General features: G+C 58.9%; 16 protein-coding genes. 13 read left to right on the forward strand and 3 right to left on the reverse strand.

Annotated elements, in window-relative coordinates; all coding sequences use genetic code 11:
- On the reverse strand, positions 1-201 hold a 201-nt coding region (locus tag AC1DXM_RS26445; RefSeq protein WP_477237696.1), incomplete at its 3' end, for an alcohol dehydrogenase catalytic domain-containing protein.
- A gap of 181 nt (positions 202-382) precedes the next feature.
- Positions 383-670, reverse strand: coding sequence for a hypothetical protein (locus tag AC1DXM_RS26450; protein WP_477237698.1), 288 nt, complete (start codon positions 668-670; stop codon positions 383-385).
- Between the two features lie 36 nt (positions 671-706).
- Between AC1DXM_RS26450 and AC1DXM_RS26455 the strand changes: the two genes are divergently transcribed.
- The 13 genes from AC1DXM_RS26455 (at position 707) to AC1DXM_RS26515 (ending at position 13,818) form a co-directional block, all read left to right on the forward strand.
- Positions 707-1,798, forward strand: a complete 1,092-nt coding sequence (locus AC1DXM_RS26455; RefSeq protein ID WP_477237700.1) for an ABC transporter ATP-binding protein — start codon at positions 707-709, stop codon at positions 1,796-1,798.
- Positions 1,799-1,849: 51 nt separating this feature from the next.
- Positions 1,850-2,977 (forward strand): ABC transporter substrate-binding protein, encoded by a 1,128-nt coding sequence (locus AC1DXM_RS26460; protein ID WP_477237702.1) that lies wholly within the window; start codon positions 1,850-1,852, stop codon positions 2,975-2,977.
- A 58-nt stretch (positions 2,978-3,035) separates the two neighbouring features.
- A complete protein-coding gene (locus AC1DXM_RS26465; protein WP_477237704.1) occupies positions 3,036-3,869 on the forward strand; it encodes an ABC transporter permease in 834 nt (277 codons plus the stop codon).
- The gene (locus AC1DXM_RS26470; RefSeq protein WP_477237706.1) at positions 3,866-4,642 is read left to right on the forward strand and encodes an ABC transporter permease; all 777 of its coding nucleotides are present in this window, start codon (positions 3,866-3,868) and stop codon (positions 4,640-4,642) included. The genes AC1DXM_RS26465 and AC1DXM_RS26470 overlap by 4 nt, the downstream gene beginning before the upstream one ends.
- Before the next feature lie 530 nt (positions 4,643-5,172).
- A complete protein-coding gene (locus AC1DXM_RS26475) occupies positions 5,173-6,138 on the forward strand; it encodes a substrate-binding periplasmic protein (protein ID WP_477237708.1) in 966 nt (321 codons plus the stop codon).
- Positions 6,139-6,194: 56 nt separating this feature from the next.
- Positions 6,195-6,998: an amino acid ABC transporter ATP-binding protein gene (locus AC1DXM_RS26480; RefSeq protein WP_477237960.1), complete on the forward strand. Its 804-nt coding sequence runs from the start codon at positions 6,195-6,197 to the stop codon at positions 6,996-6,998.
- Positions 6,995-7,666, forward strand: a complete 672-nt coding sequence (locus AC1DXM_RS26485; protein ID WP_477237710.1) for an amino acid ABC transporter permease — start codon at positions 6,995-6,997, stop codon at positions 7,664-7,666. Before AC1DXM_RS26480 ends, AC1DXM_RS26485 begins: the two co-directional genes overlap by 4 nt.
- Positions 7,666-8,352, forward strand: coding sequence for an amino acid ABC transporter permease (locus AC1DXM_RS26490; RefSeq protein ID WP_477237712.1), 687 nt, complete (start codon positions 7,666-7,668; stop codon positions 8,350-8,352). Before AC1DXM_RS26485 ends, AC1DXM_RS26490 begins: the two co-directional genes overlap by 1 nt.
- The gene (locus tag AC1DXM_RS26495) at positions 8,339-9,580 is read left to right on the forward strand and encodes an NAD(P)/FAD-dependent oxidoreductase (protein ID WP_477237714.1); all 1,242 of its coding nucleotides are present in this window, start codon (positions 8,339-8,341) and stop codon (positions 9,578-9,580) included. The genes AC1DXM_RS26490 and AC1DXM_RS26495 overlap by 14 nt, the downstream gene beginning before the upstream one ends.
- Positions 9,581-9,649: 69 nt before the next feature.
- On the forward strand, positions 9,650-10,318 hold the full coding sequence (gene eda, locus AC1DXM_RS26500; protein WP_477237716.1) for a bifunctional 4-hydroxy-2-oxoglutarate aldolase/2-dehydro-3-deoxy-phosphogluconate aldolase: 669 nt from the start codon (positions 9,650-9,652) through the stop codon (positions 10,316-10,318).
- Positions 10,319-10,901: 583 nt separating this feature from the next.
- Complete coding sequence (locus tag AC1DXM_RS26505) at positions 10,902-11,663, forward strand: ATP-binding cassette domain-containing protein (protein WP_436260274.1); 762 nt, start codon at positions 10,902-10,904, stop codon at positions 11,661-11,663.
- Positions 11,664-11,687: 24 nt separating this feature from the next.
- A complete protein-coding gene (locus AC1DXM_RS26510) occupies positions 11,688-12,728 on the forward strand; it encodes a sugar ABC transporter substrate-binding protein (protein WP_477237718.1) in 1,041 nt (346 codons plus the stop codon).
- Positions 12,729-12,795: 67 nt separating this feature from the next.
- Positions 12,796-13,818, forward strand: a complete 1,023-nt coding sequence (locus AC1DXM_RS26515; protein ID WP_477237720.1) for an ABC transporter permease — start codon at positions 12,796-12,798, stop codon at positions 13,816-13,818.
- A gap of 702 nt (positions 13,819-14,520) precedes the next feature.
- On the opposite strand, the gene AC1DXM_RS26520 is transcribed toward AC1DXM_RS26515, so the two are convergent.
- Positions 14,521-16,089, reverse strand: a complete 1,569-nt coding sequence (locus AC1DXM_RS26520) for an acetolactate synthase large subunit (protein WP_477237722.1) — start codon at positions 16,087-16,089, stop codon at positions 14,521-14,523.
- Between the last annotated feature and the right edge of the window lie 40 nt (positions 16,090-16,129).

A 16,129-nucleotide genomic window follows, 5' to 3' on the forward strand; every position in this document is an offset into this window, starting at 1 on the left:
GACGACGATGCCGGCCAGCTCATGGCCCGGCACATGCGGCAGCGTGATGCCCTCATCATGGCCCATCCAGCCATGCCAGTCGCTGCGGCAAAGGCCCGTCGCCTCGACCTTGATGACGACACCTTCGGGCGTCGGCTTCGGATCGGCGACGGTCTGGATCGTCGGCGCCTGGCCGAACTGTTCGAAGACGACAGCTTTCATATCAAGGTCCTTCTGGGGCTTTCCGGGGGGCGCGGGGCGGGCAGGGGCGCGCCCTGGTCCGGCGATAGTTAATTCGTTTCCGGTCCTCGGGCGTTTCGTGGTGCCGGACATTCGACCTTCCGGCACCGCGTTCGGCGCGGGATGATATATCGTGTGTTGCATGAGGCAAAATTGGTGTCAATCAGCCACATGCCGAGTCCCATCCTGATTTTGACGACCCGAGGTTGCTCAATCTGGCCACGGCTCGAACACGGAGTTCATAACGAATTTGCGCCAAAGGAGGGGCGGACGAACGTTTTTCTGTTGCAACAAATTTGAATGTGAGGAAAGATATACGATCTTCCAAATGCACATAATGAGACAGCATGGCTCCGGATTTGTTGCGTCTTAAAGAAGGGAACTTGGGCGCTGTGGCTGCCATCGAGAACGTCGATTTTTCCATCCGTTTCCTGGCGTCGAGATCGCGCAAGCGGCTCGCCTCCGCAACTGGAGGGCGAAAGACGAAATGATGCTCCGGGTCCAAACAGAACCCCCGTCCTCGCCGGCGGCCGGATCGCCTGCGCTTCTCAGGCTGCGCGGCATCTCGAAAAACTACGGCGCGGTCGCTGCCGTCGAGCCGCTCGATCTGGATATATACCCGCGCGATTTCGTCGCCATCCTCGGGCCGTCGGGATGCGGCAAGACGACCTTGCTGCGTATTATTGGCGGTTTCGTCTCGCCGACGACCGGCACTGTCGAGATCGACGGCCGCGACGTGACCCGTATCGGCCCGGAGCAGCGGCCGACCAACACCGTCTTCCAAGGTTATGGGCTGTTTCCGCACATGACCGTGCGCCAGAATGTCGGCTATGGTCTGCGCCTGCAAAAAAAGCCGAAAGGCGAGATTGACGACCGTGTCTCGGAAGCGCTGAGTCATTCCAGGCTTACCGATTTCGCCGACCGTTCCGTGACGGCCCTGTCTGGCGGGCAGCAGCAGCGCGTGGCGTTGGCGCGTGCGCTGATCCTTCGGCCGAAGGTGCTGCTCCTCGACGAACCGCTCGCTGCGCTCGACCTCAAACTGCGTCACGCTATGCAGGACGAACTGCGTCGCCTGCACCAGGAGTTCGGCGGCACTTTCGTCTTCGTCACACATGATCAGGGCGAGGCACTGTCGCTCGCCAACCGCATTGCCGTGATGAATGCCGGCCGCATCGATCAGGAAGGCAACGCCGAAAGCATCTATGCCGCTCCGGCGACCCGTTTTGTCGCGACGTTCATCGGCGAGGCGAATCTGCTCGCCGGCGAACGCAAGAGTGGGGTGGTAACGCTCGCGGCCGGACCGACCTTCACCGATGCCGGGCCGGATGGGTCCGTTACCGTCGTGGTACGGCCAAAAGCAGTGAGGCTGCTCGGGCCTGACGAAACACTGGAGGTCGAGATCACAGGTACCGTCAGCGACGTCCTCTATCTCGGCGACCATATCAAATGCTCGGTCGGGATGCCCGACGGGCAGAACGTGATCGTTCACCTCGACGCGGCGGTCATGCCGCGGCCGGCAGCGGGTGAACGTGTGAGGCTCGGCTGGCCGCTGCAGCAGCAACGCGTCGTCAGAGCCTAGGCCGAGCCGGGACGAGGGAATACCACACAACAACAAGGCAGGATAAGCAAAATGGGAAGCGATTATTCAAATCTGTCGGCCTCCAGGCTGACGCGACGCGACTTCAACCGTGTCCTCGCCGCGACCGCGGCGGCCGGTGCAGTCGGACTGCCGGCCACGCGCGCTCGCGCCGAGTCGACCGTCACCTTCCTCGGTTGGCAGGGATACGACGACCCGCTGGCCTTTGACGACTTTCTCAAATCGAAGGGCATCACGCTCAACACGACCTATATCGGAAACAATGACGAAATCGTCGCCAAGCTCAAGGGCGGCGGCATTGGCCAGATCGACATCGTCACGCCCTACATGGGCTACATTCCGCTTTTGGCGAAGCTCGACCTTATCCAGGAGATTGACGTCTCGCGCTTACCGAACCTCGAAAAGGTGATGCCGATCTTTCTTAAGGATCCCAACCTCAACGTGAACGGCAAGCTTTATGGCGTGCCGTTCACCTGGGGCGGCGCTCCGATGGTCTATGACCCGGCGGCCATCCCGACGCCACCGGCCTCGTGGAAGGATCTGCTGAAACCGGAGTTCGCCGGCAAGGTCGGCATGTTGGACGACCCGCTCGGCAATATGATGATCGGCTCCCTTGTCACGACCGGCTCCCAGACGCCGGCCAAGATCAACGCGGCGCAACTCGAGCGATCCATCGACTTTCTGATCGAGGTGAAGAAGCAGTCGCGCGTCGTCGCGGCGAGCTATGGCGACCTGTCCGACGCAATCGCACGCGGCGACGTCACCATCACATTTAATGGTTGGGAGACGATGGTGAAGTTCTGCGGCGACAAGGGCAAGGTGGTGAAATACAATTATCCGGTCGAGCGCACCAACGCCTGGCTCGACAATTACTGCATCGCCAAGGACGCGCCTAACCTCGACGCCGCCTATGAGCTGTGCAATCGGGCCATCAGCGTTGAGGGCCAGACGCGCCTCGCCAACGTCGCTTTCCAGGCGATCGTCAACGTCGATGCCGCCGCGGCGCTGCCGGCGAACATCCGCTCTCTGTACCCATATGACGACGTAGCCAACTACGGCAAGAAGGCGGGCTTCTTCGGCATGCCGCCGCTCGAGCGGGAAGGCGATTTCGCTACCTTCAGCGAGTGGATGAAGGCCTACGAGCGCTTCAAGACCGCGTAACGTTGCCGGGGAGTCCCGGCCTTGGCCAGGGCTCCCATACCTCTTGATATGCGGGCAGATGAAAAACATATCCACTTATTGGCTGATCGCGCCCTCGGCGCTGGTGTTCTGCGTGCTGTTTATCGCGCCGATGGCGTACTTCGTCAGTCTCAGCTTCTGGCAGGTTGAATATTTCGCGCTGAGCGCCAAGCCAACGATTGCGAACTACCGCGATGTCTTCGCCAATTACTGGGATGTGATGACATTCACTGTCGTGATCGCCTTGGCAACGGCGCTGCTCACCACAATACTGGCTTTCGCCTTCTCCTTCCTCGCCCGCTTCCGCGCCGGCGAATGGGCGCAGGCACTGCTCTTCATAGTGTTGATCACGTTGTTCGGCGGCTATCTGATGAAGATCTATGCCTGGAAGACGATCCTCGGCAACGAGGGCGTGCTCAACAGCGCGCTGATGGCGATGGGGGTCATCTCCTCGCCGATAACCTCGCTGCTCTACAGTCCGCAGGCCGTGGTCCTCGCGCTGATGCATTTCACCTTGCCCTTCGCGGTGCTGCCCATCTACGCGTCGATGCGCGGCATTTCCGACAGCGAGGTGGAGGCTGCGCGTGACCTCGGCGCCGGCCGCTGGCCGATCCTCTCGACGGTCATCGTACCGCGCTGCCAGAGCGGCATCGTCGCGGGCTTCAGCTTCGTCTTCCTGATGGTCGCCGGTGACTATGTCACGCCGCTTCTGGTCGGCGGCAAACTGACGATGATCGGCAATCTGATCGTGCCGCAGTTCGGCGCTCAGTTCAACTGGCCGCTGGGCGCGGCAATGTCGATCGTGATGCTGCTTGCGGCTGTAGCGGTGGTCTACCTCTTCCGCCTGCTCATAGCGCTGTGGAGCCGCCAATGAACGTGCGTTCGAACATCGTGTGGGGCATTGTGGCGGTCGCGTTCATCGTCTTCCTGCTTTCGCCGATCGTGCTCCTCGTCTTCTTCTCCTTCACGTCGCGCTCGCTGACCAACTTCCCGATCGAGGGGCTTTCGGTCCACTGGTGGCAGGAGATGGTGGTGACCCGGCAGTTCTGGCCGTCCTTCGCCAACAGCCTGATCGTCGGCTCCTGCGTCGCGGTCATCTCGGCGATCGTCGGCACGCTGGCGGCCATGGGGCTGGCGGCGATGCCAGCCCGCCGTGCCTCGATCATTATGGCCCTGCTGACGCTGCCCGTCATGCTGCCGCCACTGGTGCTCGGCGTCGCATTGTTGTCCTTCTATGTCAGCATCGACCTTAAGCTCGGCCTGCCGACCGTCATCTTGAGCCACGTGCTCTTCGCGCAGCCTTTCGTCACCCTGATCGTACATGCGCGCCTGGTCAATTTCGACCCACGCGTGGTGGAAAGCGCGCGCGACCTCGGCGCCAGCCCGCTACGGGCCTTCTTCACGGTGACGCTGCCGATCATCCGTCCGGTGGTGATCGGTGCCGCGCTCATCGCCATGGCGCTGTCGATCGACGATTTCATCATCACCTTCTTCACCATCGGTACCGGCAACACTCTGCCGACCTTGGTGTGGGGTATGGTTCGCACGGGCCTGACGCCAACGGTCAACGCCATAGGCACGCTGATCCTCTTGCTCACCATCGGCTCGACGGTGATAGCGCTGCAGCTGACGCGCTATCGCGGTTGAGGAGCGCGGACCGGTTGAACGGAGGACGCACGTGGCGCCTTCCATGACGAACAGCGCCGGTAGTAGGGGCCCGGCGACGCACGCGCTGATTTTCGAACAACCTCGGTTGTCAGCCTGAAACGGCCATCGGGGCTTCTCGACCAACAAGGAGTTGGATATATCATATGGTAAAGTACGCGAAAATTGGTGTCTGCTATCCCGATTCATTTGTCAGGCCTATGATTCCTGAAGCCGGCCAGGGCGGGTGCGCGTGAGCAGTTTTTTATTAGCCGGTCGCAAAAAATGCCGCTGGCAGGCATTTTTCACTTGCAAACTACGAATCTTGCGGCAGATATACATCTGTCAGGTCTTCGACCGGTGCCGTCCAAACTCCGCCTGAGAGCTGGATATATCATACTGGAGGAGTGTTCGCCGCCGCGAGAATAGCGGAGTGATCTTTTGAACCCGGCCCTTGAGCTGAGGGCCGAGCTTCGTGCGAGGGCGCCGGGCCTCGCCTCTCAGGATTGCACCGGCTTGAAGGGGAAACAGCGATGACATCAAAAATGCCAGAACACGCCTGTCTTCATCATCACCTCACCCGCCGATCCATTTTAGTTGGCGCTGCGGCGACCGCCGTCACCGCCGCGACCAATTTGCTGCCCGCAGCGTTCGCGGCGACTGCAGAGGTAAAAACAGTGGTGCCAGGCGCGTTGACCATCGCGATGAACGGCGACATGCCAATGACCAGCGTCAAAGATGGCAAGATAATTGGGACCGATGGCGAAATGATTTCAAAGATCGCCGAGAAACTCGGCCTAACGGCACAGCCCGCTTTGATGGATTGGTCGGCTACGATTGAATCGGTCCGCGGTGGCCGAGCTGACGTTATGTTGGGAAATATGGGTTGGACGCAGAAGCGCGCGGAAGTAATGCTTCTTACCGATCCGATCTACTACACGCCGAAGTTCACGCTCATGCGCAAGGACATGCCCGTTGGCGACCGGCTCACACTTGAGGACATGAAGGATCGAACCCTTGGGACTGTCCAAGGATTCACGATCGTTCCGGAATTGAAGCAGGTGCCGGGCGCCGCGGAAGTGAGGCTCTACGACACCACCGACGCTTGCGTGCGCGACATTCGCGCCGGCCGCTTGGATTTCGGGTTCCTTGATACTCCGACAATCAGCTACATGATTCAGCAAAACCCCGATTGGGATCTGAAGGTAATTCCAACTACCTCTTACCCACAGTTCAAGATTCTTGGCGTTAAGCAATTGACCTTGATGGGAATGAACCCAGAGAATACCGACCTGTTCGACGCGCTTAATGCCGGTATCGCCTGGCTGTGGAAGACCGGCGGGAACAAGGAGTTTCTGGCGAAGTACGGACTGAACAACCCTGACTTTTTGGTCCCGCCCGAACGCAACCCTCGCATCGGCATCGATCGCGACGAAAAGGGCACCGTCCTAGGTCCCTGGGCGCATGCGCCGAAAGATTTCTCGAGCTTCTTCGGGTGATCGCGGTGGCAGATCGATCGGCCAAAGATCAGCGAGACGCCGACCCGGCTCCAAAAATCGATCTGCCGCTCGTCGTGGTAAAGGATCTTCACAAATCGTTCGGGAGCTTCAAGGCGATAGACGGAGTTGATCTGTCTATCGCCCCAAGCGAGAAGGTCGCGATCATCGGTTCGAGTGGTTCGGGAAAAACCACGCTGCTGCGATGCATTGCCTATCTCGAAAAGCCGACAAATGGACTGATCACCATTGACGGCAAGTCCATCGGAGAGAAGGTCGTCGGCGCACGCAAGGTGCCGATGTCCGACAAGGAAATCGCCCAGATCCGCACCGGTATCGGCATGGTGTTCCAGCGCTTCAACCTTTTCCCGCATCTGACCGCACTAGAAAACATCATGCTTGGTCCACTCAAAGTGCTTCGCCGGAAGCGCGAGGATGTTGAGCCCATCGCCCGTGATCTACTCCAGAAGGTTGGTCTTCCCCATAAGGCCAACGCTTATCCGGACCATCTTTCGGGTGGGCAGCAGCAACGGGTCGCCATCGCACGATCTCTTGCGATGAAGCCGAAGCTGATGCTGTTCGATGAGGCCACCTCGGCGCTCGACCCGGAACTCGTCGGCGAAGTGCTGCACGTCATTCGCCAGCTCGCCGAAGAAGGCATGACAATGCTGATCGTCACCCACGAGATGTCCTTTGCCGAGGAAGTGGCCGACCGCATCGTCGTCATGGATCACGGCGTCATCGTCGATCAGGGCGCACCCGACATGCTGGTGTCCTCACCGGCGCATCCGCGCACGCTAGCGCTTCTGCGCCCGAACCGCGAACCTCGGTCGACAGCGCTGCGGGCTGGAACCTCCTCATGAATGAGTGGGCTCGCGCACTACCGCTTTTTCCCGAATTCCTGGGAATTCTGCTCTGGGGAGCGGTTACAACGATACATATAACGATCGGCTCCTTCATGCTCGCGGTCGCTATCGGACTGGTCCTGGGGCTTATTCAGACCTTCCCCGCTCGCCTGCCGAAGATAATCATCCGGATCTATATCGAGGTATTCAGAGGTGTTCCCGTCCTAACTCAACTGTTCGTTTTGTATTTCGGATTAGCCCAGATCGGGATCAAGTTAAATCCGATCCCGGTCGCTATCGTCGGCTTCGGTCTCAACGGCGGAGCATATCTGACAGAGGTTTTCCGCGCGGGCCTGCAGTCGGTTCACTCCGGCCAGCTAGAGGCCGCATTCATGGTCGGAATGACGCGGATGAAGGCCTTGCGTTACGTGGTTCTGCCGCAGGCGATGCGTGTGGTCTTGCCGCCTTTGGCGAATTTCGCGGTTGGACTTCTCAAGGACACCTCACTAGCATCTGCCGTGGCCGCACCTGAATTGAGCTTCTATGCGCGCAATCTCGTGACGCGGACCTATCTCAGTGGACCTATCTATTTCCTGGTGGCCGCTGTCTACATCGCCATGAGCTTCCCATTGTCGCGCTTTGCACAGCGTCTCGAACGGCGCTTCAGCCAAGGGAGGAGCGTGTGATGGCATTTGTCTCGCTTGTCGTCGAATGGATGCCGCAGTTGATGCGTGGTGTCCTTTGGACACTGCGACTGATGGGACTGTCTTTTCTGCTTGCGGCCGTGCTCGCGCTGCCAATCGCTTTGGCTAGGCTCTCACGCTATTCCTATTTGCGCTTAGTCGCACAGACTTATGTCGAGATCATCAGAGGCATGCCGTCCCTGACTTTGCTGTTCGTCATCTACTTCGGGCTGCCATCATTCGGGCTGACCCTGCACGCTATTGACGCGGCGATTCTCGGGCTGGGGCTGAACGGCGCCGCCTACGTGTCCGAAATCTATCGCTCAGGCATTCAGGCTATCGACCCCGGGCAGCGCGAGGCTGCACAAATGATTGGAATGCGTCCCGTCCAGGTCCTGCGGCACGTTGTTTTGCCGCAAGCTTTCAGGGTCGTTCTTCCTCCGATGGGAAATTTTAGCATCTCCTTGCTGAAGGATACGTCCGTCGCTTCGTTGATTTCAGCTCCCGAAATGATGCTGCAAGCTCGCGATCTCACAAGCGAGTATTTTATGCCGCTGCAAATCTATGTTGCGGTCGGACTCATGTACCTGCTGATGGCCCTCCCTTTATCTTATCTTGTTCGCATCCTTGAGGCTCGCCTCAGCATACGCCCAGTGGAAGAAAGGATGCTCAGTCATGGAAAAATTTGACGCAATTGTCATCGGATCAGGAGCCCTGGGCGCCAGTACGGCATTTCATCTCGCGAAGGCGGGGAAAAGCGTAGCGCTGCTGGACCGGGCAGAAATCGCGTCCCAGACATCCGCCCGCGCCGCTGGTTTGAGCGGGCAGGTTCGACAGACCGAAGTGATGACGAAGCTCGCAATGCGCGCTATCAACAAGATAAGGCGCTTTGCCGAGGAGACTGGCGAGGAAATTGAATATTTCCAGCCTGGGAGCATGTCAGTGGCCCGGTTTCCGGAACATGCTGAGATGCTGCAGGAGCGACTTGCCCGCGCCAAGACTCTCGGCCTCGACGTCGATATGATCTCGCCGGATCAAGCGCATGAACTGAACCCATTTCTGGCGACGAAGGGCATCGTAGCCGTTGCCTATATGCGCCAAGACATTTTTCTTGAGCCGGTGCAAGTCCCCCGAGGGTATGCCAACGGCGCGAAGAGGTTGGGGGCAGTGCTCCTTCCTCACACCCATGTGTTTGAGATCGTCGTGGAGAACGGTGCCGTCAGCCGTGTCGTTACCAATCGAGGCGATTTTGCTGCGAAAACCATTGTCGATGCCGCCGGTGGTTGGTTGAGGCTGGTAGCATCCTTTGCCGGCAGCAAGTTACCGGTTGTTGCCATGCGCCACCAGCTGATGATCACCGCTCCGATCGAGGGGGTGGAGACAACTCAACCGATCACGCGCATCATCGATGCCAATGTCTATGTGCGGCCCGATAAAGGTGGGCTCATGTTCGGCGGCTACGAGAAGGACCCTAAACCGGTCGATGTCTCGCAGATGTCGCCATCGTTTCGGATTGAGGATCTGGAGCTCGATCTCTCAGTTCTGAAGCGGCTCACCGAAACGGTTAAGGACCAGTTGCCGATCTTCCAGCAAGACCTCAAGCTTCAGGAGCATCGAGGCGGTCTTCCCACGATGACCACCGACGGTCATCATATCCTGGGCGAGGCGCCCGGTGCAAAAGGTCTATACGTTCTGGGTGGCTGCAATGTCGGCGGTCTGTCGATTGCGCCAGCTCTGGGCGAGCAGCTGGCGGAACTTATCGTCAATGGCCGCACCGAACTCGATCTGTCGCCAATGGCTCTGGATCGATTTGCAGCAGGCATGTCCGAAAGCGAGATACTGGAGAAGTGCCGCGAGCGCTACGTCCACTATTACACCTTCCGTTTCAAGGACAATGTCTGCGCCGCCGCAGCCTAAGGTTTTCGACTCTATCTTCGCTTCGCCGGCGTGCCGAAGCGCTCCGGTGACAAACTCAAGGACTCCCTGATGAAAGCCCTGTCGCCCAAAAATTCACTCTCATCGCCACGACTTTTCGATGAGCTGCTAAGCAAGACGTCGCGGCTGATCGCCATTCTCCATGTCGAACAGCTAAGTCATGCCGTGCCCCTCCTCGACGCTCTCGAAGAGGCGGGCATCAAGACCATCGAGGTGACGCTCAGAAGCCCATGTGCGCTCGCGGTCATCGAAACGATGGCGGCGCGCGCGAAGGAAGCCGTCGTAGGAGCAGGGACATTGACGCGGCCGGAGCAATTTGCAGCGGCGCGTGATGCAGGAGCGCGCTTTTTTGTCAGCCCTGCGTTTTCGCCCTCACTTGCCAACGCCGCAGATGAGGTCGGGCTCCCGTTCTTGCCGGGCGCTACAACCCCGACTGAGGTGCTTGTGGCGCGGGAGCATGGCTACTCCGAGCTAAAATGCTTCCCATCGGATCTCAACGGCGGCTTGCGATGGCTTCAGCACCTCGCCCCCTTGTTCCCCGATGTCAGCTTTTGCCCGACGGGCGGAATCTCAAACGAAACAATTAGCGAGGTTCTTAGCCAGCCGAACGTCTTTGCCGCGGGCGGCATGTACATGGCGCCTAAACAATTGATTGAAGCCTCGGATTGGGCCGCGGTCAAAGCCGTGGCTGAAGAAGCCGTGCGAGCTGCCGCGCGCTGAAGAAGAGCACCTCTCCGAAGGCCCTGGCGGGGAACAACAGGGCCTAGCTCTCCTTACAATCGACAGGCCGTGTCCAGACGAAATCACGGCAATCCGGTGACGCCGTGATTATGCCCTGTTCCGTTCCCAACGCTTCGATGAGCTGTGCACGACTGGGTCGAAATCTGGCCTGCTGCCGGCTTTCCGACGCGGTTTTAAGTTAGGATCGCCTCATTTCCACGAACCCGATAGTTCCGGCAGTCTGGCCTCAAGTGCCTGCGCTGAGGATCGTGTCGTGGACGTCATCGATATGGTCGGTCCGAAACGCTAACGTGATATATCATGTGCTCTGTGGGGCAATCGGCACCTCGTTTGTTGTAAAGTCCGGCTCGAAGAGCCGAGACTCCCTTATGTCGACGCCCTTCGGCCCGAATCCGCAGCATAGCAGCAGCAGGCCGAGTAGCCGTCGAGTGGTCGGGGATTGAGTTGGCAAGGACCGCTTTAAGGCTCAGCGCAAAGAATGGAGGCGATTTTTCTCTTGCCAATGGGCCAAAACTTAAAGATGATATATCATCTTGCAAAACGCAGACAACGAGATTGGCCCATGGATCGAGAATTGTTGCGGCTTCAGGGAATTTCGAAGACCTTTGGGGCTGTAACCGCCATCGAGCACGTTGATCTTTCCGTGCGCAGGGGAGAGGTCGTTGCGCTGCTGGGCGACAATGGCGCCGGCAAATCCACCTTGGTGAAGATTATTTCGGGTGGCTTGCAGCCGACAAGCGGTCGCTACCTGTTCGATGGTGCGGATAGGCACCTGAATTCCCCGCAGGACGCGAAGCAACTCGGCATTGAAACGGTCTATCAAGACCTTTCCATCTGCATGAACGTCGACGTTGTCGCGAACTTCTTCATGGGTCGTGAAATCGTCCGCCGTGTCCTCGGTATTCCGATCCTTCAGGAAGCGGAGATGCGTCAGGTCACCGAGAGTGTCCTCCGGCAGGCCGGCACGCGGATTCCCTCGGTCAAGATGAATGCGGAACACCTATCCGGTGGTCAGCGACAGGCCATCGAACTCAACCGTTTTGTCCATTGGGGCGGCAAGCTTGTCGTTCTTGATGAGCCGTTCGCCGCCCTTGGCGTCGAACAGGTTCGGCGCAGCCTCGACACAATCCGCGATGTCCGTAGCAAGGGCATCGCAGTCATCATCGTCACCCACAACATGTCTCATGCATTCGAAATCGCGGACCGCATGGTGGTCATGCGGCAGGGATCGGTCGTGGGCGACGTGAACACCGTCGATACCTCGCCTGAGGAAATCGTCCGGATCATAACCGGGACAAAGCCTAAAGCAAGTTCCCATAACTGACAATATTAACCGGGAGGAGTGAACATGCTGAAATCCACCGTGTCTATACTAATGTCGGTATTATTTTTGATACTTGCACCAGTATTCGCCACAGCTCAGGACAAGGGCGAGATATACTATCTTATCCCTGACTCGGGAGGCCCCTTCTATCCAGAGTCAGCCAAGGTGATGGCGCATTTCCTTGACCAGATCGGTTACAAGGTGACGACGCTCGATGCCACAAATAAATCTGACGTACAACTGAACCAGATTGACAACGTCATCAATCTAAAGCCGAAAGCCATGGTGATTGCCGCCGTGGACTTCGACGCAGTGGTTCCCGGCGTCGAGCGCGCACAGGCGGCGGGTATCCCGGTCATTGCGTTCGACCGGCCCATTACCTCCGCCAAACTCGCGCTCACCTCCGTCGCTGGCACGATCGAGATTGGCCATGACGCCGCCAAGCAGACCATTCGCCTGCTGACAGAGCGCAAAGGGGCGGTGAAAGGCAAGGTACTGCAAATCACCGGCGATCCCGGGGATTCCTATTCGGTCAGCGTCAAGGGTGCCTTCGACGAGATCATGGCTGCCTATCCCGATGTGAAGATCGAAACCAAGGCGGCCATGCAGTGGGAGCCGACCAACGCTGCCAACATCGCGCAAGACTACCTGCAGACAAATCCTGATGTCGATCTCATCTTCTATCACTCGGGATACCTGGCTTCGGCGGTCGTTGCCGTATTGCAGGCGGCCGGCAAGAAGCCAGGCGACATCCTGATGCTCGACGCCGACGGCGACATCGGCGGCCTGGCTCAGATACGCGCCGGATGGCAGCAGGTTGCCGTGGGAGCGCCGATGTTCGCACAGGCCTATGGTGTAGCCATGTTCCTCGACAAGATCATCCGGGGCGAGCCGCTCACGGCGGGCGAATACGAAGTCTTGGGGCTCAAGTCTGTGCTAACGGACGAGGCATGGGGTCCGAACCTGAAAATACCGGGCGCCTTGGTAACCAAAGAAAATGTCGACGATCCGCTCCATTGGGCAAATCTGAAGTTGCCGCCGCAAAAAGTCGAACCGGTGAAGTGACTGCGACTGCCGGTGGCCCTCGACCGGGGCCACCGGGTTGCGCCCATACGAAGATCAGAGGAATAAAATGGACACTGCCAAGACACTGGAGGCATTCCCGCCAAGGGTGCGCAACCATCGTTTACTCGAGGTCGTCCTGCAGCACGCCGTGTGGCTGATCTTGCTCGCCCTGTTGGCGGCGTTCTGTCTGTTGATTCCAGGATATGCACAGACGGGCATTTTCCTCAATATTTTGGAGCAATCCACCTTCGTTGGCATATTGGCCGTCGGTCTGTCGATCGCCATCATCGCAGGACAAATGGATCTATCCATCGAATCCACCATGGCGCTTTCCGCCATGCTAACAGCAGCGATAGGCGCCGCGTCCGGAACTGAAGGTTTCTTTGGTCTGCCCTGGCTCGTCGTTCCCGCAACGCTTGTGATGGCGCTCGTGCTTGGCGCGTGTATTGGCCTCTTCAATTCCATGATCGTGCTCAAATTCGGGATCAACGCATTCATTGCGACTTTGGCCACCTACATCTTTCTTCGCGGATCGGTCGTTGCGTTCAGCGGCGGCAGGGGAATCTTCGGAATGCCGGCGGAACTGCGTCTGATCGCAACGGCTCATTTGCTCGGAATTCCCGCCCTGGCCTGGATCACCATCGGCATCTTCCTGGTCTTTACCTTCATTCTCTCCAAAACACCGTTCGGCAGATATGTGTATCTCTACGGCGGCAATGCGGTAGCGCCGTTCCGGGCAGGCATCAACACGGGGCGCATTGCCGTTTGGAGTTTTGTGATCTGCGGGATGCTTGCTGCCTTTGCCGGTTGGCTGCTTGCTGCTCGGTCCGCCGGGGCCACTGCAAATCTCGGCATCGGCATGCTGTTCGAGGCCTTCGCCGCGGTTGTCATTGGCGGCGTCAGCCTCAAGGGAGGGGTTGGGCGTTTGTCGGGCGTCTTTGCCGGTGTCCTGCTGCTGAGTTCCATCCGAACAGCAATCAATCTGCTCGGCATGCCGCCGCAGTACACGCAAATGATCCAGGGCGCTCTTGTTCTGGCGGCGGTGCTGCTCGACTCTGTCAAGGTTTCTATCCGCGCCAGGTATCTGTAGCCTTTTCACCATGCTGAGCCACATATCGCACCAAGTGGTGTCGCGCGGCCAGCAGTTCGCAGGGGAGGCGGGCCTGTCGCGAGGCCCTTGTAACGGAACCTTGCCGGATGCTTAACTCTCAGAGATGTATTATGGCATAAGCTCTTCCAGAAAGACGAAGAGCTTCTGGTTCATGTGCTCAAGTTATTCGCCTCAGTCCGTCCGCCTGCTAGACGAATCAATAATCAGCGGCAGCATCGAAGTGCCGCTGGGGACTGTGGCCTTCCAAGCATTTAGCGACGCGCTCAAGGGTAAGATGGCCGAGATCGCGGCAAAGCTCCCGCATCTCATCGAACTAAGCAAATGCTGCCATCAGTAACCCGGGACTGTTTTGGCGCAGCCACCCATGATTCTTCAGCCTGCATTCGGGCACGTTGCGAAGAGCATGGTCGAGGTTTCAAGAACACCTCGCCAAGCGCCATTGCAGGCAACTCCAACGGAAAACCACCCGCCTGTAGGAGTCCTCGCTTGACGTCCACCTGCATTTTGAAATGGCTACGACACGGGTTTAGCTCGATCCATGTGTTCAGGATGGCAGTCACGGGCTTGCCGTCGCGAGCGCGATGGCTCAAAGTTCGCATATCGTCGGGCAAGAACCATCGCGCGCTACGGAAAGTGTTCGGGTCCCGTTTGGCCACATAGCATCCTCCGCTTGGCTACAGGTCAGATTGCTAGTTCGATCAGAAAGGGAGCTTGGCTCGCGAAGCTTTGTCTCATCAGGTCGGCGCAGCCTTCCAGCGTGTCGGTCCAGGCTGCCTCGACACCCATGCCGTTGGCGATTTTCACCCAATCGAGTTCCGGGTTCGTCAAATCCAGCATGCTCATCGCCGTCGGACCAGGGCTTGCGCCAACTCCCGCGTATTCATCGATCAATATTTTGTATTTGCGATTTGAAAGTATAACAGTAGTCACCGGAAGACGCTCGCGTGCTTGCGTCCACAACGACTGCAATGAGTACATCGCCGAACCGTCCGCTTGCAGACCGATAACACGCCGTCGGCCTCCCGCGCCGATCGCGGCGCCTGTCGCGACAGGCAGGCCGTCGCCAATTGCCCCTCCCGTCAAATGCAGCCAGTCATGCTGTGGCGCTGCAAACGTATGCTCGTAGAATCCGCGACCGAAGGAGACGCTTTCGTCGGAAACGATAGCATTCTCGGGCATGATCGCGGCCAAGGTGCGGGCAAGGCCTTCGGGAGTTGGTGCGCCAACGATCGGGTCGGGGCGCGGGCCCGTGTCCGGGATCGCGGCTTTTGGGGCTTTCAGGGTTTCCGCTAGGTCGGTAAGGGCGGTGGCAGGATCCTGATCGGGCCGCGACAAGACGTGGAAAAGTGTTTCTGGGTTGTGATGGATCGATGGCTGTCCCGGATAACCGAAGAAGCCCACAGGCGGGCGGGCGCCTACCAGAATGATGTGACTGTACCGCCACAATGCCTTTTGCGCCGACGCCTGGGCGTAGGGGACTCGATTGAGCGGAACACGACCACGTCCCCGCGACATGCGCGCGCAGACGTATTCTCCCATCATTTCGGCTCCGGTGGCCTGCACAAGCCGCCAGCTGGCTTCTTGCGCCTCGACCAGCATGGCTCGGCCGCCAAGCAGGATCAGCGTCGTTTCGCCATGCTCGCGCAATATTCGGGCCGCAGTGCCGATGGCATGTGGATCAGACGCGGTTGGGGCGAGATCTGGCAGCGTTGAAGCCGCTACGCCACCTTGGTCCCACGATGCGTCCGAGGGGAGAATTAGCGTAGCGACGCCACCACCCGCGCGGCGGGCGACTTGCAGGGCACAGGCTGCGTCGCGGCCGACGTCGGCCGAACGGGTCGTCGTCCTCACCCAGTCTGAACTGAACCGAGCCAGGCCTTCGGTATCGGTCGTTAGTGGTGCGTCAAAGGGACGGTGCCATGTCGCTTGATCGCCGATGATATTAACAATGCCGCTGCGAGCACGCCGAGCATTGTGCAGATTGGCCAGGCCGTTCGCGAGACCCGGTCCACAATGCAGCAGGCTGGTCGCCGGGCGGTCAGCTATCCGATAAAAGCCGTCCGCCATCCCGGTTACGATATTTTCCTGCAGGCCGAGAACGCAGCGAATCCCGGGAATCTGGTCGAGCGCTGCGACAAAGTGCATCTCGCTGGTTCCAGGGTTGGCGAAGCAGGTATCGATTCCACCCGCAACCAGCGTGTGGACGAGACTTTGCGCGCCATTCATCTGTGGTCTTTCAGGGACGGTCATCTGGCTTCTCCCGATCGCTTCTATTCGGCTGCGCGTGGTC

The sequence above is a fragment of the Mesorhizobium sp. P3_A2 genome (assembly GCF_056403115.1).